The organism is Weissella diestrammenae (assembly GCF_014397255.1).
In the GTDB taxonomy this organism is placed as follows: Bacteria; Bacillota; Bacilli; order Lactobacillales; family Lactobacillaceae; genus Weissella; species Weissella diestrammenae.
This window is the reverse complement of the sequence record NZ_CP060724.1, coordinates 691,368-711,653: the sequence shown is the minus strand read 5'-3', so window position 1 is coordinate 711,653 and position 20,286 is coordinate 691,368. Positions and strand designations below refer to the sequence as shown.

Genomic DNA, 20,286 nt, shown 5'->3' with positions numbered 1-20,286 from the left:
TATGACATTATATTATATTTTTATCTGCTTTACTATGACTAATTAATGTGTTAATATTGTGTTTCAATTCATTTAAAGAGGTTATTTATTTATGAAACTAGTTAAAAACTTAGCTATGCTGTCAGCTGCTGTTGCGGTTATGGGATCTTTTGTTACAGTTGTTAGTGCTGACCAAAGTGCAACATCAAAGGGAACACTTCAAATTGAAGATGGAACATTGACTTTAGACAAAGTTGACGATCTTGATTTTGGTACGATTGCATACAACGCCAACGGATTTTCACTTGAATTACCAACAACTGGTAACAAAGCAACACTTGTGGATACCACAGTTGCTCAAGGTAAATGGAAAATTCAAGGTAGCACTGATAGCCAAGTGGCTACGTTAACAGTTAATGGTATGAACTTGTCAGCGACAGCTGGTACCGTATTTTCAGGTGATAGTGCTTCTAGTACATTCGCTAAGACACAAGAAGTGTCTGTTGATCCATCAAATACGCTTATGGCGATGACCGGTGACCAAGCTAAAGCTAATAAGGCTAATGCAGTATCAATGGACATTGACTGGACTTTGTCAGCAGACGCATCATCACGTTCATTTAATTAATCAATCAATAACAGCCTTATGTCTTTTGATATGAGTTCTGTTATTTTTTATTAGTATTAAATAGTTATTATAAGGAGTAGCATATGAAAAAATGGATTGGCTTATTCGTGACTGTTGTTTTGAGTCTTGTTTGTATGAGCAATTTTGTCATGGCTGATACCAAAGCTGGTTTTTCAATTCAACAAGTAAATGAAAACGGTCAGACGCAGTCACAACAGCATTATGATTTATTGGTACCACCGGGCCAAACCGGTAAAATCACAATTAAAATTACTAATTCAACCAACCAGACTGCTGATTATGAAGTGAGTTTACTTAACAGTCTAACCAATGACTTAGGTGAGATTGTTTATGCTGAAAACGGGACACAGAAGCAAGCGAGTCAATTATCCCGTTTATATGCAGGCATACAGACAGTATCGATTGGTGCACAGCAATCGCAATTGGTCTCAGTGATGGTCCAATCCCCAAAATTAAATCAGGCGGGGATTGTTTTGGGAGCAATTAATGTCAAGAAAATTAATGCTACCAATCATAATGAGCAGAAAACGATTCAAAATCATTATAATATGCAGATTCCGGTTGTTGTCCGAGCGCAAGAACATACAAAGCCGGCTTTAGATTTAAAATTGAATCGTGTTCAAGCGGGACTTTCAATTAAAAATGAAACGGCAATTAAGGCGACCCTACAAAATCCGACCAATTGGGTCATTTCACCAATGACGGTTAAAGCAACCATTACAACCAATAATCGACAAAAGACAGTCTATACTGACGTGCAAAAAAAACTTGAAGTTGCGCCACAAAGTGAAGTCAATTTGCCGCTTTCGACAGGTAATACACGTCTTAAGCCTGGAAAATATCATCTCGACATGGTCGCGACCTCTGGTGATTATACTTGGCATTTTGGTAAAAATTTTGTGATTAGTGCTAAAACAGCTGAGCTAGCCAATAGTCAGGCACGTCACTTGAAGTCTACAATTAATTGGGTGATCATATTAATTGTAAGTTTGGTATGCATCATTATTATTTTACTTATCTTGTTAATCGTGTTGATGTATAAACGACGTAAAAAAGATGACGAGTAAGATAACGATTTCTGTTTGTTGTTAAAAAAACCCCTTAAACGACTTGTTTAAGGGGGTTTTTGTATTCAAAATGAGATTATTCCCACTCGACAGTTGCGGGTGGCTTAGCTGTAATGTCGTAGACAACGCGGTTAATGCCTGATACTTCGTTAACAATTCGACGTGAAATTTCTTCCAGCACGTCCCATGGTAATTTTGCAAAGTCAGCAGTCATACCATCAATTGATGTAATCGCTCGAATCGCAATCGTGTAGTCGTACGTACGACCATCACCCATGACCCCAACTGATCGAACGCCGGTTAGGACAGTGAAGTATTGCCAAACTTCGCCATCAAGACCATGGTTTGCAATTTCTTCACGTAAAATGGCATCAGATTCACGTACAATTTCAAGTTTGGCTTCAGTAATGTCACCAAGAACACGAATGCCTAATCCAGGTCCAGGGAATGGCTGACGCCAAACCAGATTATGCGGCATACCTAATTTTTCACCTAGGGCACGTACTTCATCTTTGAAGAGTGTCTTTAGTGGTTCAATGAGGCTAAATTGCATATCTTCTGGCAAGCCACCAACGTTGTGGTGTGACTTGATTGTCTGTGCAGTGTCGGTACCAGATTCAATGATATCGGTATAGAGGGTTCCTTGTGCAAGGAAGTCAATCCCTTTGAGTTTTGTCGCTTCCTCATCGAAAACTTGGATAAACTCGTTTCCAATAATTTTGCGTTTTTGCTCTGGATCGGAAACACCGGCTAACTTATTAAGGAAACGCTCTTGCGCATCAACTTTAATAATGTTTAGACCAAATTTACCACCGAGTGAGGCCATGACTTCATCGGCTTCGTTTTTACGAAGTAGTCCGTGGTCAACAAAGATTGAAACGAGTTGATCACCAATGGCTTTTTGTAATAATACGCCAACGACTGACGAATCAACACCACCAGATAGGCCAAGCAAGACTTTCTTGTCGCCGACAGTGGCGCGGATTTCAGCAATTTGTTGTTCAATAAAATCATCCATTGACCAGTTTTGCTTGGCATGTACGGCATTCTTGACAAAATTTTCTAAAATTTCATGGCCAAATGCAGTATGTTGAACTTCAGCGTGGAATTGGATACCGTATAGATTCCGTGATACGTCTTGCATCGCTGCAATCGGTGTATTATCTGATGTCCCAACAACGGTGAAACCTTCAGGTACTTGTTCGACATAATCGCCATGCGACATGAGAACGACTTGTTCTTGGGGTGTCCCTTGGAATAACAACGCATCATCAGAAGTGACTTGCATTGTTGTTTCACCATATTCGGCTGAGTTATCAGAAGGGGCAACTTTACCACCTGGCAGTTGATGGGCCATCAACTGCATACCATAACAAACCCCAAGTATCGGGATATTAAGGTTATAAATTTCTGGGTCAATTGTGAATGCATCAGTGTCATAGACTGAGTTTGGACCACCTGAAAAGATTAAACCGGCTGGGTTTAATGCTTTGATTTCGTCAACTGATAGGGTGTGCGGTTTCAATTCAGAATAGACACCTAGTTCACGAATTCGTCGGGCAATCAATTGATTGTATTGAGATCCAAAGTCTAAGACGAGGATGCTTTCGTTGTTGTTTGCGTCAGCCATTGAGCTCCTCCATAATATTATTGTTTTTCATTATACGTGAGTTATAGATATATTTAAAGAGTATTTATAGAAGACATTCGAAATGTATTTATTTAGTAAAAATAATGTGATTAATTGATGACGTTATGCGGTATGATGTTATTTTTTTGTAAATTTGACGACCCCTTCCCAACGTGCGGTTTGGGGGAACATATCAATAGGCTGAATATAGTCAACATGATAAACTTTCACCAAATCAACGAGGTCGCGAGCTAAAGTTGATTCATTACATGATATATACACAAATTTTTCAGGTGCATGCGCTAAAATCGTTTGGCGTAAGTTGTCATCAAGTCCTGTACGAGGGGGATCGACAATCAGTGCATCGGCTTGCCATCCAGCTGCAGCCCATTGGGGGACTAAATCTTCAGCAGCGCCGACAAAATATTTTGCATTTGTGACATGGTTGTCGATCACGTTTTGATTAGCATCGGCAATGGCTTCTGGTACGGTATCCATACCACGGATTTCTCCAGCTGCATCTGCTAAGGAAATACCAATTGTACCAACACCTGAATAGGCATCGATTAATTTTTCAGCATGATGTAGGTCTAATGCCATTCGAGCTTCCGCATATAAACGTTTGGTTTGCTTTGGATTTAATTGTAAGAAAGCACGCGGTGACAATTTAAACGTTTTTCCATCAATCATTTCCGTAATATAATCTTCACCCCAGAGATGTGTTGTTTTATCACCCCAAATCAGTGATGTGTCGCCTGGATTAAAGTTTTGATGAATTGAAACGACGTGAGGCAATTCCGCATGAATTTGGGTAATCAATTGGGATAAATCGGGAATTGTGGGTGTATTTGTGACAAGTGTTAGTTGTACGTCGCCTGTCGATTCACTCACACGGGCAACTAATGTTTTGATCACACCAGTTTCTTTTTTCTCATCATAAATTGGTATTGCTAATTTTTGAAGAATATTACGCACTGTTCGTACCGTCTCGAGCGTTGCAGGATGTTGAGTTGATACGACTGGTAAGTCAACCAAAAAATGTGAATTTCGACGATACATACCAACAGAAATCGAGCCATCTTTCATTTGACGAATTGGAAATTGTGCTTTATTTCGATACTTTGTAGGGTTATCCATACCGATTGTTGGTTTAATATTGATACTGTCATAACCTTTTGGTTTATATTTTTCAAGAGCTTGTCGAATGATATCTTGTTTAAATTCGAGTTGTTTTGGGTATGCTAGATGAGCTAATTCAACACCACCAACTTCTTGAGAATCAGTAGGTGTCACACGATCTGGTGATTTTTGCTTGAATTTTCGAATCTCAGCTTCAATAAATTTTTCAGTGAAATTTGTTACTTTGACATCAACGACCTCGCCAGGTAAGGCGCCAGGGATAAAAGTGATTTTACGTTTGTAATAGCCAATACCTTCACCATTAATACCTAACCGTTTGATTGTAATTAATAATTTATCCCCGATTTTAACTTGAACATTATTGTTGTCATTTTTTTTTGTTCCACGTGAAACATGTGTTTTTTTTGGAAATTGATTTGGTCTTTTATTATATGCCATTTTCGTTCTACAAAGAGGGGTGCCCTCACTCCTTTAATTAGTTAATAAGTCATATTTTAGCATGTTTCTTAAATAAAAAAGAAATTAGATTGCTCTAATTTCCCTATCTTTTTAAAAATCCGTTTCATCAGGATTTGTATGCAATCCAGCAACGCCTGAAAGTGCATCAATCTTGGCCATATCCTCTGGCGTTAAATCAAAATCAAATAATTGTGTATTTTGAACAATTCTTTCCTGATGCGTTGATTTTGGTAATGGTAAGAATCCATGTTGTAACGACCAACGCAATGTTACCTGAGCAGCTGATTTTCCATATTTCTCACCAATTGCAATTAGCTCTGGGACCTTTAACAAACGATTAGTAGCTAAAGGTGAATATGCTTCGGTAAGTGTATTATGGCGTTGATTAAAGGTAACAGCGTCAGTTTCAAGGTCTGAAGGATTAACAAAAAGTTGGTTAACTTGCGGTGTGACCTTCGCAGTTTCTAATAATGATTCAAAATGATGGGGTTGGAAATTCGAAATACCAATGGCTCGAACTTTTCCACTTTCGTAAGCATGTTCCATGGCACGCCAAGTTTCTGCGTTAGCAAGTTGCCAGTTGTCACGAATATCGACTGGATTTGGCCAATGAATGAGATACAGATCAAGATAGTCTAATTGTAATTTGTTTAAGCTTTCTTCTAAGGCAGCTTGAGCCCCTTCAAAGCTGTGCCGATCATTCCATAATTTAGAGGTAATGAACAGTTCTTTTCGATCAATGCCTGAATCAATTATGGCTTGCCCAATTGATTCTTCGTTACCATAAATTGCGGCGGTGTCGATATGGCGGTAGCCTGCCGCTAAAGCATCTAATGTACTTTGATAGGCAACATCACCATTTGGTGTTTGCCATGTTCCAAACCCAATAATTGGAATTTTGACACCATTGCTTAGTTCGTAAGTGTCAGTTAATGATTTGAATGTCATAATTTTCCTCCATATTTAGTAATTGACGTAAATACACTTACATCAGAATCTACCTTTAATTATAGTCGATAATTGTTTAATTCGCATAGTTTTCTTGATTGCTTTATAATGGGTAGATAATATATAAAGGGTGATATACATGGCAAGAATTACCGATCGTGATATTTTTGATGCAGCGCAAGATGTTCTCCTTGAAAAAGGAGTTGAAAAAGCGCGATTAACAGATATTGCAAAGAAATTGAATATTTCACATGCTGCTCTTTATAAGCATTTCCCTAATAAAGAGGCCCTATTTGATGCCATGCAAGAAGATTGGCTGAGTGGTATTGACCACCCAATTATTTCACAAGCCAGTCGGGTACCGATTGATGAGCGTGAAACTGCCTTGCATGACTGGTTGCAATTATTGTTAACGACCCGTGAGACTGCGTTTCAATCCAATCCTGAAATGATGCATTTTTATCGGTTGAAGGTTAAACAACAAAATGATCTCATTGGACCTCGCGTTTGGGAATTTGCTGAAGCTGTTGAACGAATCATGGCATGGGATTCATTCAGACAACAGCGGGGTATGACAATCATGATGGCATTGACATACTTTTATCACCCATTTTTTTCGGATAAGTGGAATGATAACTTGTTTCAAACGTTGTTTGAGTCTACATGGCTTGAATTATTGCCAATTGTACGTCAAGAATTTGAACGCGAAGGCGACTAGTGTGTTTCACGTGGAACAGGGGTGGTATCTTGCAACGAGCAATTATTTTAAATATTGATGGCCTTGTACAAGGTGTTGGCTTTCGCTGGGCAACGAAGAAATTGGCTGATGAATATCGTTTAGTTGGGTTTGTAAAGAGCCTTTCTGATGGTAGTGTTGAGGTGTTTGTGCAGGGCAATGATCAGCAAATCGAGCGTTTCATTTCGTCCATGCATAGGGGCACATTTCCTTTTACAAATATTTCTCATATGGTGCAAACAGAAACGCAACTTGCATCAATGAATCAGATATTTTCAATTATTAAATGAGGTAAGTATGTTAGACAAATTAAGACAAAAAACAATTTTGTTTTGGTCGCTTGAATTATTAGTGATTGCACTATTACTGTTAGTCGTATCACAATTATCATTTATTCTAGAACCGATATTTAAATTTATTGGTGCTGTATTTATTCCAGTTTTAATTTCTGGATTGCTATTTTATATTTTGAATCCGATTGTTAATCTCATTGTGAAGATAAAATTGAGCAAGTCGACGTATGTACCACGTTGGGCAGCATCGTTGCTAATGGTGTTCATTTTATTAGTTCTCGTTGGGGCCTCGGCCGCTGCGTTATTACCAAAAGTCGTCGATCAAATTAGTAATCTAATCAAGATGGCGCCAGTATTTATTAATGAAGGTAAACATTGGGTTGAAATGTCAGCAAAATGGCATTGGATTAAAACGTTGGGTCTTAGTGTCAATTCCAATACTATTCAAGAAGGCATTCAAAAGTATGGTACGCACATCATCAATGGCATGGCTAATGGTGCAGGGCAAATTGCAAGTTCAATTATTGGTTATTTGGTTTATGCGCTGACAGTCCCAGTGATGACATTTTATATGTTGAACGATGGCCATAAATTAGTGCCATTTATTAAGAAATGGTTTCCAAGCCGGCAAGATGATGTCGGTGAAGTTGCAGAGCGAATTCATGATACGTTGTCACATTACATTATGGGACAAGTATTTGAGATGATTTATGTCGGTGTTGCCACTGGTATTGGGTATGTGATGATCGGGCAAAAATACGCATTGTTGTTAGGTGTAATTGCTGGGATTGCCAACATCGTACCCTATTTGGGGCCATATATTGGGATTGTACCAGCTTTATTTGTCGCCTTAACAATGGGCGGTTGGCAAGTCTTGTGGACCATCATTGTCGTTGGGATTGTACATTTAATTGATGGAAATATTATTTATCCTCGAATCATTGGTGGTCGGTTAAATATTCATCCGCTTACAATTATTATTTTATTGTTGGCAGCTGGAAATGTTGCAGGTGCGCTGGGGATGATTTTGGTTATTCCAGCTTATGCAATTGTTCGCACCTTGGTGGTTTATCTTTGGGATTTTTTCTATCGCGAAAGAGAAGCGACTGCGCAAAATGTTTCAGATAACTAATTATCTGGTTAATAAATATATAAAACGCCTACATTGGATGCAATCCCATGTAGGCGTTTTATTTCGTTACCAGATTGGATAGCCATCTGGTGTTTGTGTATTTAATTTGACTAATAATCGGTTAAGGAGCCCGTTTTCGATCATCGCTGCCCAGAGACCTTCAATATGGCGCTCATTATAGATAATGAGTGATGTGATAGCGCGTAATGTGAAAAAGTCAGTTGTCTCATTGATAATCTCTCGAATATCAGCTTCCGAAATTTGTTCGGAGAAGCCTTTTTGCATGAGTGTTCGAGCAAAGTTTTGGTCGAAGTAATCTGACTGTTCAAATGCTTTGATAAGGTCGAATATCTTTGCATCATAGAGTGGATGTTCAAGATGGTCATGCCCTTTCCCCCATTGAATCGGTTTACTTTCCTGTTGCTGAAGATAAGTTGACCAAGAATCAAAGTTAAATGGGTGTGTTGTTGTCATGATGTGAACCTCGTTTTGTTTATCATTTGTGACTGACGTTGATTTCCGGGAATAATTTGAGTAAATCAACTGAAGTTTTAATGGTTTCTGTATGCGCTTTGAATTGTAGTGTTAAATGTGAACTATCATAACTAACAATCGTCAAGCCTATTTTAATAGCTTGCATGTATGTTACAGCAAGGGGCGTGTCACCAAATATCTCGTTGAAATAGGTGGCGTTTTGTTCCACATGGAACATCTGGGCTCTTTTATTGGCTAAATCTAAGGCAAGTTGCTCAGTTGAATAGTTTTTATTTGCAATTAAACGCGCAGCTGGTGTAAGTGATGGATTTTGAATTCGATTAGTTATTTCTTGCAATGCATCATCAAATCGTGGCGAGAAATGCTTTGCAAAAAGAGCTAAATCTTGAATTAATGTTTTTGCTGCGTCAAGATTTGGTAATCTATCAAAAGGATGTTGTAATGCAATTTCATTGCTAAGCGCCAACGCTTCTTCAAGTTCATTTTCTGAGTACGACTTATTTTGGGCGGTGAAATAGGCCGTTAGTAGTTCAATAATTGATAAAGTTGTTCCTGAAATACCAACTGGGTCAAAGGGATCAGTATCTAATACGCGTAATTCTAGATAACGTACACCTTGGGTTAAGATATCATCGCCTTTAAAACGAATTGTACCATAAAACTCGGCAGGTGAAAAAAGCGTCCCATTGTCGATAGCAGACGTTATTTGGGCTAAGACGTTTGCCACGTTTTTGGTATAAGTAATGTTGACATCAGGATCATTTGAAAATCCATATTGACTGTCACGCAATGACCTAACCTGACGGTGCTCGGATGTCATTCTAGAATCGGTTGTCGGATTGAAATTAATCGGACTTGCCCCAAACAAATAAACAAGCAGCCAACGATGTGCTACAAACGCCTGAGCAAGATTGAAGTATAACAGATTTTGAAATTCAACTAAGTTTGTTTCTGTTTGCTGTGCATGAAAATTAATTGCGATTAAATCAGAAGACAAAGAGAGGTTAACATGAACACCAGTCATGGTGGCATGTGTTGAACCATATTTGTTTTTTAACCAATCGCGGTATGCTTGATACCATCCACGTTCAAAAGTCGAATCCAGCCACTTTAAGTCGCTTGTATCATAATGAGGTGGCATGCTCAGTGGCCAGATACGTTCTGCTGATTGAATTGAATCTTGGACGACATATTGGATTTGCCGTAGATGATGACGTGCGTTATGGAGCGATTGTGCAGGTTGAGTGACTAACTCTAATTGTGATTCACTGTAGTCAGTTGTAATGTATGGGTGATAACGACGATGACCAAGTGAATTTGGATGAGGGGCGTGACTAATTTTACCGAATTGATTAACACGATGAACTTCAATTTCTAAGCCATAGTGACCACCAAAAAGCAGTCCTTCCTGATGGGTTAATTTCAATTGTTCTAACAAAGGGAATGCTGATAAAGGCATCGGACGACTCCTATTCGACTGATTAAAAGTAAGTATATTATATACCTCATTCTGTGAAAAGACTAATATAATGAGTTATTCGTGGTAAAATGAATAGCATGTTACTAAGCAAAGGAGCTGTAGAATATTAAATGACTGAGAAGCAGACTGATACAAGTGAACCGGATCAGATGAATCGTGGCTTAACCTCTCGCCATGTAAGTATGATTGCACTTGGTGGTACGATTGGAACCGGGCTCTTTTTGGGAGCGGGACATTCGATTGCAACGGCTGGCCCAGCAATCGTTTTAATTTATATGATTGTTGGCATGTTCATGTTTTGGATGATGCGAGCCCTTGGTGAATTAATTTTGAGTGATCCAAATAATCCTACATTTATTAACTATATTGAAAAATATTTAGGGGCGCGCGCAGGATATGTGATGGGTTGGACTTATTGGATTGGTTGGATAACAATTGCCATGTCCGAACTGACAGCTGTTGGGGTTTATATGAAATTTTGGTTTCCCAATGTCCCCTCGTGGCTATTTGAAATCGGATTTTTATTGATATTATACGGCCTTAATGTAGTCACCGTTTCTGCATTTGGTGAAACTGAATATTGGTTTTCAATGATTAAAATTATCGCCATTGTTGCGATGATTGCCACGGGAATTATGATGGCGATTGCCCATACGAGAACCGTTGAAGGTGTGACGTCAATTGGTAATTTATGGCAACATGGATTAGTTGCGCATCATGGACATAAAATATTGGCCGCATTCCAAATGGTGTTCTTTGCATTTTTAGGGATTGAATTTGTGGGAATGACGGCCGCTGAAACCAAAGATCCAGTGACCACCATTCCGAAAGCAGTGAATAGTATTATCATACGTATTCTAATTTTTTATGTGGGTGCGCTATTAGCCATTATGACTATTCAACCATGGACGGCATACAGTGCTGCCCAATCACCGTTCGTTCAGGTCTTTTCTGGAATTGGGATTACAGCAGCAGCGGGGATAATTAATTTCGTTGTTCTGACGGCTGCAGCGTCTTCATTGAATAGTTCGATTTACACGACTGGACGAATGTTGTTTTCGTTGTCTAGTCCTGGTCAGAAGATTTCAAAACTGAATCAGCGTCAATTGCCGGTTAATGCCATCACAGTGTCGACTCTTCTAATTGCCTTAACTGTCGTTGTTCATTTTATTTTTCCTGGTGATGCGTTTGAATTGATTACCTCCGTTGCGTCTGCGGCGTTTGTCATCATGTATATGATGTTGGTTTACACACATATTAAGTTTCGACAATCAACGGATTACCTTCAGGGTGAGAAACGATTTAAAATGCCATTTGCCCCAGTTTCAAATTATCTAACCCTTATTTTTATGGCTGGTATTTTTATTATTTTACTTTCTCAACGGCAAACGTTTTGGACCACAGTTATCGCGATTGTTTGGTACTTAGTGATGATTATGATTAGTATACGCAAAATTCCGAAATAACGTACAATAGAGGTATCAGAAATTTTCTGACCTCTTTTTCTTTGCAATATCAGGAGGTGATTTATGATGCAAGAACGATTTATTGATCGACAGTATCAGTATCAACCAGCAGACATTAGTGTTAGTCAAGTTCAGTATTTAGATTTAGCCTATATGACTGGCAATCGACACGGTTTGGACATTTTTTTACCAAACGACAAGAATGAACGTTTTCCAGTCGTGGTTGATATTTATGGGGGCGGCTTGTGGCTAGGTGCTAAGCGGTCATTTAAATTAAATCCAGCTTTACGATTCCTTGAGGCTGGGTTTGCAATCGTCAGTATTGATTACTCATTAATCTGGCAAGCACCATTTCCAACTCAAATTTATGAAGTTAAAGCTGCACTAAGATGGTTACGTGCCAATGGGGACAATTATCACTTAGATGTTGATAAAATTGCACTGATGGGTGAATCTTCAGGCGCACATTTAGCAGTGTTAGCTGGTGTTTCAGCATCAGTTGATGCACTGGAAGCGCGCGATTTTGGCATAGCACCAGAGGCGTCTGAACAAGTCAAAGCAATTATTGCAATGTATGGGCCATATCAATTCGATCAGTTTGTGCCACAATTTAAAGCGAGTGGTATTCAGCCTAAGTACGCTGAAACAGGGACTGATGTGTCATTTGAGGGACAATTATTTGGAGGTAAGGCGCCAAGTACTGTGCCTGAATTAGTCCAAAAATATAATCCAATGACTTATTTCTCCCCCCAGATGCCACCCATTTTGGGGATGGCTGGCACAGCAGACCAAGTGGTGCCATATCAGCAAACACAAGTCATGATTGCGGCTGCAACAGAGCAAATTGGGACACGAGCAGAAATATGCTTGGTACAAAATGCGAGCCATGGCATATATGATTTCATGGATGAAGCGCATACTAAGTTAAAGTTGGCATTCTTAAAAAAATATATGTAAAGGAGTCAACATGAAGAAAATATTTATTGATGGGTTTGTACGTGCAACACCGGGGTCTTTGGTGTTTACGATTGCACTGGATTATTTTTTTGTTTGGTATATCCATCCGACAACGCCCTTTTTGAGATTAGTTGTTTTTTTGCTACTTGTTCTGCCAGATTTAATCTCAGTGGTGGCGAGTTTTTATTCTTATCTGATGCAAAATCAGGAGGAATGGCGAAGATCATCAAAAAAATAAAATAAAAAAGCCGTATCAATTAAATGATACGGCTTTTAAAATTAAATTGTTTAAGGTAGTGGCTGATGAATAGATTTAGAATCGATGTACCGTGAATCTATCAGTCCCGTAAATATCAGTTAATTGACTAATTAGCTGCTTGTTGTACCTTATGTGCCTGCCATTGGGCATCAAACTCAGCCAAAACTTTTCGAACGTCAGTCGTTGATTGTGTTTCCATTAGTGCAAGACGCAGGTCTGAGGCATATGAAAAAGAACGGACATAAATCTTGAAGAAACGCTTTAATTTTTGAAAATGACGAGGACCATATAAGTTAGTCACTTCATCGTGTAAATCAAGTTGTAAATTCAATAATTCGAGTGCTTCATCCAGTGAGTGTGGTTGAGGATTTAATTCAAATGCCCATGGATTTTCAAAAATGCCACGCCCAATCATAATGCCATCGATTCCGGGATGTGATTCTGCGAGCGCGAGCCCAGCTTGACGGTCTTTGATATCACCATTGAATTGAATTAGGGTTTGTGGTGAAATCGTATCACGCATGGCAAGAATATCATCAATTAGCTCATAGTGTGCAGGAACTTTTGACTGTTCTTTTCGTGTTCGGAGATGAACAGTTAATACTTGGATATCTTGTTGCAACAAAAATGGTAACCACCGTTTGTATGTTTCGAGTTCATTGAAACCAATTCGAGTCTTAACTGATACAGGAAGGCCAATGGTCTTTGCAGCTTGAATAATTGCGGCTGCATCATGTGGATGTCTGATTAAATCAGATCCACCGGCATTTTTAATGACTGTACCATCAGGACAACCCATATTAATATCAATCGCCTGATAACCATCTTTTTTTAGCTCCTCAATGGCGGTCACGAAATCTTCAGGCCGATTCCCCCAAATTTGTGCAATCGGTAGTTTTTCATGTTCGACCACTGCTAAGCGACCTTGAACAGAAAATTTTGCTTTGGGATGAGCAATACTGCGTGCATTAACGAATTCCGTATAGTAGGCATCGGGTGCAGCAGCGTAGTCAACAACTCGTCGAAATACGGTATCAGTGACTGCTTCCATGGGCGCAAGTGTAAAGAAAGGCACTTGCTTGCCAGTATGACTATTTGCACGATCAACAATGTTTTGCCAATACTCTGATTTAGCTTTGGTCATTATTAAAGGTTCCTTTCGTCTTTAAATTTTATATTCAACTAGTAAAATCTAACGCTATTCATTGTACGAATTTTTCTTACTTTTTACAATAGCCAGGAATAAATTAAGGCAATCGTTTTGTTTCACGTGGAACAGATTTATTTTTGCTGTATATGTTGATGAAATAGACATATAAAATAGAATTGAATGGTTTATGTAATGTATTAATATCAGGGAGGTATTTATGGACATCAAAAGAGTTAGTTATCGGAACTTAATTGTTTTATTGATAGTACCCTTAGATTTTTTAATCAGTTGGCTTTTAACTATTGTTGGACAACGTAACTCTCTGACTGATTATCTATTAGTGATAGTTACACATTATATTTTCGTCATATTGGTTGTTTATTTGTTTCGTGATTTATTAGCAAATCACTGGCAAAAATACAGACAACGTTTATGGCCTAATTTGATTTTGGCCTTTATCAATGCCGGTGTTATTGTACTAATTTTGGCTATTGTTCGAGAATTTGGTCCACTTGCAATCGTAACAGTGAGTGATCATATGCCAATCGAGAATCTTCTGCTAGTCACTTTAACCAGCGCTTCTGCGTTAGTAGCTCCGCTAATCGAGAAATTATGTATCGTCATGTTTTAATGTATCGATTTAAAGGTAGCTTAGTACGTCTAATTTTGATGGTCACTATCTCGAGTATTCTCTTTGGGCTCATTCACATTAATAATTTTGGTGGGTCAGTTGTGGCAACGATTCCTTATATGTTTGTTGGTTTATATTTGTCATTGATATACTTACGGACTAATAATATTTGGCATAATATCATGACCTATTTTATATTCAATACTAGCGCATTAATGGGGATTGTTTTGATGTGGTATGTAAATTTAACCTAGCGCGGATTAATTGTTCAATAAATAAAAGAGGTAAGAGTTCCTAAAGAATGGGACACTTGCCTCTTTTTGAATTGATGTATTATTAATCGCTCATTTTGGAATGGCGGATACCATAAGCAAAGTAGACTACTAAGCCAATTAAGAACCAGATGCCACCAAAAATCAGAGTGACATTTTGCAGTTGTGTAACCAAAAATAGTAAGAAGAGAACAGAAATAATAGGTAAAATGGGGTAACCAGGCATTTTGAAGCCAGAGTTTGGTAAATCGGTTGTCGCACGTCGTCGAAGCGGAATGATACCAAACGAGATGACTAAGAACGCTAAAATTGTGCCAAAATTGACTAATTCAACTAACTGATTTAATGGAATTAGACCAGCAAAAATAGCAATGATGATTGTCGCGATGACCAGTGCAGTGGTTGGTTGATCGGATTTCTGATTTAGGCGACCAACTTTTGGCAGTAAACCATCACGGCCCATTGAATATAGGAGACGCGACGACCCAAATAGTGAGGCATACATCATTGTAAACATCCCAATTAGCGCACCGAGGGTAATAATCAATGATGCCCAGTGTGCACCTACTGATTGAAAGACAAAAGCAGCGGGGTCTGCGACGTTTAACTTTGTATAGTTCACCATGCCAGTCATGACAAATGCCATACCAGCGTAAAGAATTGTTGAAATGATGAGCGTGCCAATAATTCCAATTGGCAAATTACGTTGAGGTTGTTTGACTTCAGCGGCAGCCAATGCAAGACTATCAAAGCCAAGAAAGGCAAAGAAGACCATCGTTGTCCCAGTGAAAACACCATGCCAACCAAATGCCCCATGTAAACGTGCTGGGATAAATGGTGTGTAATTGCTAGTCTTAATAAAGAATAGGCCGACAATGATAAAGAAGATAATAATAATAATTTTGAGTGCCACCATGAAGTTTTGAATACGTTTTGATTCACGCATGCCGCCCCAAAGCATCGCAGCAATGAGTAATACAATTAGGACCGCAAATAAGTTAATATATGTGCCATGTGCCGGATCAAATGGACCGGACAGGGCAGTTGGGATTTTAAAGATTGGCGAGATGAAATTAGCAAAGTAAGCTGCCCAACCGGTTGAGACCGCCGCGACAGCGAGGAAATACTCTAAAATCAAAGCCCATCCTAGTATCCAACCAATAATTTCGCCGAAAACGACATTTCCAAATGAATAAGCTGATCCAGCAACTGGTAACACTGAGGCAAACTCAGAATAAGCCATGGCAACTAGGGCGGCAATAATAGCGGCAATGATAAAACTCAAGACAATCGCAGGACCAGCTTGGGTTGCTGCAACTGTGCCAGGTAGGATAAAAATACCTGTACCAATGACGGTACCGACGCCAAGTGATAACAAATCTTTAGCGCCCAGCGTTTTAGCAAAATGGCTATCTGATTGCATATAGACTTCTCGAGATTCTTGCTTGAAAATGCGTTGAAATAGCTTCATTGAATGGCCTCTTTTTTCTTTTGATAATGTTTATAATAGTACTTATTTTAAAGGAATAAGTCAATGTTTAATGACGCTTAAATTAAAAATGAATTATAAAAAATACCACATTATAAGTTGATTTTTAATTTTAAGTGCTGTATGCTTGTTATATCAAACACGATGAAGAGATGAAGTATTCTATCAAAGTTGCATAGAGAGTCAATGGCCGGTGTAAATTGACGAACAATGGTATAAGAAAATGGTCTTAGAGTGTCTATATTACGGTGAGCATTTGTTAGCTGTAATCGGGTACGCCCGTTATTGCGTATCAGTATTTCCTAAACTGTTGATCGATCCAGTAAAAGGCGTACTGTTTGAGCGTGACTTAATTGTCACGAAAGCCAGGTGGTAACACGAGTAATCGTCCCGGTATTGTCGTATAAGCACGATGATACCGGTTTTTTTTATTTTTGAATCACTATTATTAATGAAGATTAGAGACGTCTGGCTCGTTAATGTAGTCGTTTAATTTGTCGCGAGGATAGCATTTTTACAAGTGAAGAGGTATTTTAGAATGAAACGTTCAATTAAATCAGTTATACAAATAGCGGCCGTCTTAACAATTGCAAGCACTGCTTTAACTTTTGTGGATAAACAATCAGTCTTAGCAGCAACACATGCAAAAAAAACAATCAAAGTTGGCATTAATTCGCCTTCGAAAGTGGATCAAGGCGTTTGGGAATTGGTTAAGAAAAATGCAGCGAAAGATAACTTGTCAATTAAATTAGTGACTTTTACAGACTTCAATCAACCTAATCAAGCATTGAATGAAGGCAATTTAGACGCCAATGCGTATCAACATTATGCGTTTTTAAAGAATTGGAATAAAGCACATCATGCGACGTTAACTGCCGTTGGCGAAACCACCTTAGGCCCAGGACGTTTGTATTCAGATAAATATCAATCAGTCAAAGAAATTCCAACTGGTGCAACCGTTGCAGTTGCAAATGATCCAACAAATGAAGCCCGTGCTCTGTTTTTATTAAAAGCAGCGGGTCTAGTTGAATTAAAGTCTGGTGTGGCGTCACCAACGGCAAAAGATGTTTTATCATCTTCAAAGGTTAAAATTAAGGAATTAGCAGCGGATCAAACGCTTGCCTCTTTACATTCAGTGGATGCAGCGGTTATTTCGGCAACATTTGTGCAAGCAGCACATAAAGATCCAAATTCAGCCATTTATGTTTGGACTGCGAATAATAAAGAAACGCATCAATGGGTTAATATTATCGCAGCGCAAAAGAAGGATAAGAATAAGTGGTATATTAAAGCATTAGTAAAAGCTTATCATCAAAAAAATGTCGGTGATTACATTAATAAGAATGAGAAAGGCGCATCAATTGCAGCTTGGAAAGGTGCACCTAAGCCAGAAAAAGCGACAAGTGATACAAAGTAAAAGAAAAGAAGTTCCACGTGGAACTTCTTTTCTTTTACATGATTACTTTGATTAAAGTGATTGCAACTAAAATTTGGAAAACAATCGTAACCAAACCAAAGGCAAACAATTTACCACCAGCAGCCTTGATGGTCTCCCATTTAAGATTGAGTCCAATTCCTGCTAAATTTACAATTCCAAAGAAACCAGTTGTTTCTTTAGCTGAAATGGTGATGACATGCGGTAACGTAATGAATGAACTAATGAGCATTAAAATAATAAAAGCAATGATAAACCAGGGAATTTTTACTTTTTGGTGCACAGGTTTCATTTCAGATTGTGCCGCGATAACATCTTTTCGATGTGCAAAGTTAGCCAATGCGATGACGACAACGGACAACAGAATGACACGAACCATTTTGAACAATGTTGCGTAAGCGACAACTGATGAATTGACAAGCGAGGCAGTTCCAACGACTTGACCGACTGATTGAACAGTGCCGCCAATTAAGGCACCAATCAAGAGATTGTCGTGATTAAAAACTAATGGACCAATCGTTGGTAAGGTTAGTAGTAAAATAACCCCCATGATTGAGACTGTCGCAACCGATGTACGTCGTTCATCATCGGTTGCACCAATCGCTGGCGCAACCGAAGCAATGGCTGAGGATCCACAGACCGCGTTACCGGCACCCATTAGCATCGCGACGCCCGGTGACACTTTGAACCAACGAAGACCAATCCATGTGACAAAAACAATCGTTAGGGTCATTAAAATGAGAATAAACCCAATACCATTTAAGCCAAGTGCTTGAATGGTGGACAAAGTGGTTGTCAGGCCCAAAAGGGCAATCCCAATTTCAATGGGGTATTTTTCAGCCCATTTGACGCCGCTGTGCCAACGTTGCCCTTTTAGAAGGGTGTTCCCAAGAATAATTCCACCAATCATTGCAATGGCCTCAGCACCTAAAAAAGAGATGAATGGGGTAATAATTTTTGCAAGCACTGATAAAATAATCGTTGCAATAATTCCAGGTAACATATTTTTTCGAATTGCCATAGATACTCCTTATGTAAAACACTAATATTACAATTTTACACCCATTCATATAAAAAAATACACATTCATTTGGAATAAAATGAATGTGTATTTTCTATGAATTAGACTCATTTTTTATATCGGTTTGGAATACGAGACGAAAGCCTTCTAAATCAAGCAATTTTCGAGTAACCATTGCAACGCCACCGGCTAGCGTGGCACGATCAACCGCTTGACTAGCAAAAATGAGCGGAATTTCAGTTTTAGGTGTAATACTGTCGTAAAAGCTGCGGAGAACATTAAAGAATACCGGTCGTTTTCCCAGAATTCTGGAATGAACAAAGACGGCCTCAGGGGCAGTTTGCTGCACAATGTTGTAAAAGACAGAAGCCATTGTTTGTAACCATTCGTCAAGTACAGCAACTGCAATTGGGTCCTGATTATCAATGAGCTGACAAAATTCTTCACGACTTAAACTTGGTAAATTGGCTAATTTGATTGTTCGAGCTAGTAAGGCATCTTCAGAAAATAAATCTTCTAAATGGACGGGATTGACAAAACCTTCATGCATCCAGTTGTTTTTCAACATAACGGTTCGACCAATTTCTCCTGCTTCGCCGTGAACACCGATGAATAACTCGCCATTTTGAATAATACCAGCCCCGATCCCATCATGAATATTAATCGTGATGAAATTGTTGAGCACCATATCACCCGCGTAGTCTTGGTAGTCACGCAAATAGATTGCGGCTAAGTTGGCTTCGTTTTCAAGGAAGACAGGTACATTTAGTTTTGACTGCCACTCATTGGCTAAATCATATTGAACAATCTCTTTGAGATAAGGTGTATATCGAATGTGGTTGTTTTCGACAACACCGTGAATGGCAATTCCAACCCCCAGCAAACCATGATCTGTATTCAACTGGCCGAGTTGTGCAATATACGCTAGGGCTGCACGTTCGATTTCTGGAAGTGACATATTGGTGATTGTGATTTCACCACGCGTGATAATTTCACCAGTTAATTTTGCAGCCATATACCGTAGATGACTATGTCCTAGGTCAAAAGTGACAACATAACCATAATTGTGGTTAAAGCGAATCAACCGTGGTCGTCGACCACCTACATTTGATGAAGGGCCTTCGCCTAAGTCTTCAATGAGGCCGGCATCTTCAATATCACGATAAATAGCTGTGATGGTTGATTTGTGAAGGTTAATCGTGTTTGCGATTTCTACACGTGAAGTTTGTTGGGCATTGAATAGGGCTTGAACCATTAACTTTCGATTGGCTTCCCGCATTGAGTCTTGATCGACCTTTGAGACCATATATTTGATATCCCTTCTACTCGCCTTAGTTGTGGCGAGCTACTAATTCTACACTATAGATGATAACCCTATCTATTGACAGAGGGAAAGGGTTACTAACATAAAAAGTCCGATTAAACGGACTTTTAAATATTTATTTTAAACGATTTAATATATTAATAATAACGGTTTATTAAGAGTTCGTCTAGTTGAGTGCATGTCAATTTTAATAAATATTCATAAAAACGTCTAAATTTAGGCATCCCTAGATAGTTGCTTGACAAAACTAACCGTGATACAATCAAGCCCATGA

At 38.8% G+C, this 20,286-nt stretch carries 20 protein-coding genes and 1 other annotated feature; of the genes, 11 read left to right on the top strand and 9 right to left on the bottom strand.

The annotated features are described in order from the left end of the window. Positions 1-91: 91 nt before the first annotated feature. Together H9L19_RS03570 and H9L19_RS03565 are read left to right on the top strand one after the other, a co-directional pair. A complete protein-coding gene (locus H9L19_RS03570; protein WP_187529774.1) occupies positions 92-607 on the top strand; it encodes a hypothetical protein in 516 nt (171 codons plus the stop codon). Between the two features lie 83 nt (positions 608-690). Next, positions 691-1,695 (top strand): DUF3324 domain-containing protein, encoded by a 1,005-nt coding sequence (locus tag H9L19_RS03565; protein WP_187529773.1) that lies wholly within the window; start codon positions 691-693, stop codon positions 1,693-1,695. A 76-nt stretch (positions 1,696-1,771) separates the two neighbouring features. On the opposite strand, the gene guaA is transcribed toward H9L19_RS03565, so the two are convergent. From guaA to H9L19_RS03550, 3 genes are all read right to left on the bottom strand, one after another. Then, a complete protein-coding gene (guaA, locus tag H9L19_RS03560) occupies positions 1,772-3,325 on the bottom strand; it encodes a glutamine-hydrolyzing GMP synthase (RefSeq protein ID WP_187529772.1) in 1,554 nt (517 codons plus the stop codon). A gap of 138 nt (positions 3,326-3,463) precedes the next feature. Next, complete coding sequence (gene rlmD / locus H9L19_RS03555; protein WP_187529771.1) at positions 3,464-4,903, bottom strand: 23S rRNA (uracil(1939)-C(5))-methyltransferase RlmD; 1,440 nt, start codon at positions 4,901-4,903, stop codon at positions 3,464-3,466. A gap of 111 nt (positions 4,904-5,014) precedes the next feature. Further along, positions 5,015-5,872, bottom strand: a complete 858-nt coding sequence (locus H9L19_RS03550) for an aldo/keto reductase (protein WP_187529770.1) — start codon at positions 5,870-5,872, stop codon at positions 5,015-5,017. A 139-nt stretch (positions 5,873-6,011) separates the two neighbouring features. Here H9L19_RS03550 and H9L19_RS03545 point away from each other — a divergent pair, with 139 nt between their 5' ends. From H9L19_RS03545 to H9L19_RS03535, 3 genes are read left to right on the top strand one after another with little or no spacing between them, the layout of a single operon-like run. Beyond that, entirely contained in the window at positions 6,012-6,590 is a 579-nt protein-coding gene (locus tag H9L19_RS03545) for a TetR/AcrR family transcriptional regulator (protein ID WP_187529769.1), read from the top strand. A gap of 29 nt (positions 6,591-6,619) precedes the next feature. Further along, positions 6,620-6,898 carry an acylphosphatase gene (locus tag H9L19_RS03540; RefSeq protein WP_187529768.1) on the top strand — a complete coding sequence of 93 codons (279 nt, stop codon included), beginning with the start codon at positions 6,620-6,622 and terminating at the stop codon, positions 6,896-6,898. A 7-nt stretch (positions 6,899-6,905) separates the two neighbouring features. Then, positions 6,906-8,033 carry an AI-2E family transporter gene (locus tag H9L19_RS03535; protein WP_187529767.1) on the top strand — a complete coding sequence of 376 codons (1,128 nt, stop codon included), beginning with the start codon at positions 6,906-6,908 and terminating at the stop codon, positions 8,031-8,033. Between the two features lie 66 nt (positions 8,034-8,099). Here the strand turns inward: H9L19_RS03535 and H9L19_RS03530 are convergent, their stop codons facing one another. Then, positions 8,100-8,507, bottom strand: coding sequence for a DUF6508 domain-containing protein (locus H9L19_RS03530; RefSeq protein ID WP_187529766.1), 408 nt, complete (start codon positions 8,505-8,507; stop codon positions 8,100-8,102). A 22-nt stretch (positions 8,508-8,529) separates the two neighbouring features. Beyond that, positions 8,530-9,987 carry a glutamate--cysteine ligase gene (locus tag H9L19_RS03525; RefSeq protein WP_187529765.1) on the bottom strand — a complete coding sequence of 486 codons (1,458 nt, stop codon included), beginning with the start codon at positions 9,985-9,987 and terminating at the stop codon, positions 8,530-8,532. A 131-nt stretch (positions 9,988-10,118) separates the two neighbouring features. On the opposite strand from H9L19_RS03525, the gene H9L19_RS03520 reads away from it, so the two are divergent. The 3 genes from H9L19_RS03520 (at position 10,119) to H9L19_RS03510 (ending at position 12,669) form a co-directional block, all read left to right on the top strand. Next, complete coding sequence (locus tag H9L19_RS03520; RefSeq protein ID WP_187529764.1) at positions 10,119-11,474, top strand: amino acid permease; 1,356 nt, start codon at positions 10,119-10,121, stop codon at positions 11,472-11,474. Positions 11,475-11,537: 63 nt separating this feature from the next. Beyond that, a complete protein-coding gene (locus H9L19_RS03515) occupies positions 11,538-12,431 on the top strand; it encodes an alpha/beta hydrolase (protein WP_243198213.1) in 894 nt (297 codons plus the stop codon). 10 nt (positions 12,432-12,441) lie between these two features. Further along, the gene (locus H9L19_RS03510; protein WP_187529763.1) at positions 12,442-12,669 is read left to right on the top strand and encodes a hypothetical protein; all 228 of its coding nucleotides are present in this window, start codon (positions 12,442-12,444) and stop codon (positions 12,667-12,669) included. 127 nt (positions 12,670-12,796) lie between these two features. On the opposite strand, the gene H9L19_RS03505 is transcribed toward H9L19_RS03510, so the two are convergent. Continuing rightward, positions 12,797-13,834, bottom strand: a complete 1,038-nt coding sequence (locus H9L19_RS03505) for a tRNA dihydrouridine synthase (RefSeq protein WP_187529762.1) — start codon at positions 13,832-13,834, stop codon at positions 12,797-12,799. A gap of 223 nt (positions 13,835-14,057) precedes the next feature. On the opposite strand from H9L19_RS03505, the gene H9L19_RS03500 reads away from it, so the two are divergent. Both H9L19_RS03500 and H9L19_RS08495 read left to right on the top strand, forming a co-directional pair. Further along, entirely contained in the window at positions 14,058-14,471 is a 414-nt protein-coding gene (locus H9L19_RS03500; RefSeq protein ID WP_187529761.1) for a hypothetical protein, read from the top strand. Continuing rightward, entirely contained in the window at positions 14,453-14,725 is a 273-nt protein-coding gene (locus H9L19_RS08495; RefSeq protein WP_187529760.1) for a CPBP family intramembrane glutamic endopeptidase, read from the top strand. The genes H9L19_RS03500 and H9L19_RS08495 overlap by 19 nt, the downstream gene beginning before the upstream one ends. Positions 14,726-14,807: 82 nt before the next feature. Here the strand turns inward: H9L19_RS08495 and H9L19_RS03490 are convergent, their stop codons facing one another. Then, complete coding sequence (locus H9L19_RS03490; protein WP_187529759.1) at positions 14,808-16,214, bottom strand: APC family permease; 1,407 nt, start codon at positions 16,212-16,214, stop codon at positions 14,808-14,810. Positions 16,215-16,367: 153 nt separating this feature from the next. Then, positions 16,368-16,628, top strand: a binding site (T-box leader). 142 nt (positions 16,629-16,770) lie between these two features. Between H9L19_RS03490 and H9L19_RS03485 the strand changes: the two genes are divergently transcribed. Next, complete coding sequence (locus tag H9L19_RS03485) at positions 16,771-17,649, top strand: MetQ/NlpA family ABC transporter substrate-binding protein (RefSeq protein ID WP_187529758.1); 879 nt, start codon at positions 16,771-16,773, stop codon at positions 17,647-17,649. Between the two features lie 34 nt (positions 17,650-17,683). On the opposite strand, the gene H9L19_RS03480 is transcribed toward H9L19_RS03485, so the two are convergent. Both H9L19_RS03480 and H9L19_RS03475 read right to left on the bottom strand, forming a co-directional pair. Continuing rightward, positions 17,684-18,688: a YeiH family protein gene (locus H9L19_RS03480; RefSeq protein ID WP_187529757.1), complete on the bottom strand. Its 1,005-nt coding sequence runs from the start codon at positions 18,686-18,688 to the stop codon at positions 17,684-17,686. A gap of 94 nt (positions 18,689-18,782) precedes the next feature. Then, positions 18,783-19,994 carry an ROK family protein gene (locus tag H9L19_RS03475; protein WP_187529756.1) on the bottom strand — a complete coding sequence of 404 codons (1,212 nt, stop codon included), beginning with the start codon at positions 19,992-19,994 and terminating at the stop codon, positions 18,783-18,785. Positions 19,995-20,286 lie beyond the last annotated feature (292 nt).

Excerpts from the sequence above, each read along its gene's own strand:
- H9L19_RS03570 (WP_187529774.1), top strand. The coding sequence starts at position 92 with ATGAAACTAGTTAAAAACTTAGCTATGCTGTCAGCTGCTGTTGCGGTT.
- H9L19_RS03565 (WP_187529773.1), top strand. The coding sequence starts at position 691 with ATGAAAAAATGGATTGGCTTATTCGTGACTGTTGTTTTGAGTCTTGTT.
- guaA (WP_187529772.1), bottom strand. The coding sequence starts at position 3,325 with ATGGCTGACGCAAACAACAACGAAAGCATCCTCGTCTTAGACTTTGGA.
- rlmD (WP_187529771.1), bottom strand. The coding sequence starts at position 4,903 with ATGGCATATAATAAAAGACCAAATCAATTTCCAAAAAAAACACATGTT.
- H9L19_RS03550 (WP_187529770.1), bottom strand. The coding sequence starts at position 5,872 with ATGACATTCAAATCATTAACTGACACTTACGAACTAAGCAATGGTGTC.
- H9L19_RS03545 (WP_187529769.1), top strand. The coding sequence starts at position 6,012 with ATGGCAAGAATTACCGATCGTGATATTTTTGATGCAGCGCAAGATGTT.
- H9L19_RS03535 (WP_187529767.1), top strand. The coding sequence starts at position 6,906 with ATGTTAGACAAATTAAGACAAAAAACAATTTTGTTTTGGTCGCTTGAA.
- H9L19_RS03530 (WP_187529766.1), bottom strand. The coding sequence starts at position 8,507 with ATGACAACAACACACCCATTTAACTTTGATTCTTGGTCAACTTATCTT.
- H9L19_RS03525 (WP_187529765.1), bottom strand. The coding sequence starts at position 9,987 with ATGCCTTTATCAGCATTCCCTTTGTTAGAACAATTGAAATTAACCCAT.
- H9L19_RS03520 (WP_187529764.1), top strand. The coding sequence starts at position 10,119 with ATGACTGAGAAGCAGACTGATACAAGTGAACCGGATCAGATGAATCGT.
- H9L19_RS03515 (WP_243198213.1), top strand. The coding sequence starts at position 11,538 with ATGATGCAAGAACGATTTATTGATCGACAGTATCAGTATCAACCAGCA.
- H9L19_RS03510 (WP_187529763.1), top strand. The coding sequence starts at position 12,442 with ATGAAGAAAATATTTATTGATGGGTTTGTACGTGCAACACCGGGGTCT.
- H9L19_RS03505 (WP_187529762.1), bottom strand. The coding sequence starts at position 13,834 with ATGACCAAAGCTAAATCAGAGTATTGGCAAAACATTGTTGATCGTGCA.
- H9L19_RS03500 (WP_187529761.1), top strand. The coding sequence starts at position 14,058 with ATGGACATCAAAAGAGTTAGTTATCGGAACTTAATTGTTTTATTGATA.
- H9L19_RS08495 (WP_187529760.1), top strand. The coding sequence starts at position 14,453 with ATGTATCGTCATGTTTTAATGTATCGATTTAAAGGTAGCTTAGTACGT.
- H9L19_RS03490 (WP_187529759.1), bottom strand. The coding sequence starts at position 16,214 with ATGAAGCTATTTCAACGCATTTTCAAGCAAGAATCTCGAGAAGTCTAT.
- H9L19_RS03485 (WP_187529758.1), top strand. The coding sequence starts at position 16,771 with ATGAAACGTTCAATTAAATCAGTTATACAAATAGCGGCCGTCTTAACA.
- H9L19_RS03480 (WP_187529757.1), bottom strand. The coding sequence starts at position 18,688 with ATGGCAATTCGAAAAAATATGTTACCTGGAATTATTGCAACGATTATT.
- H9L19_RS03475 (WP_187529756.1), bottom strand. The coding sequence starts at position 19,994 with ATGGTCTCAAAGGTCGATCAAGACTCAATGCGGGAAGCCAATCGAAAG.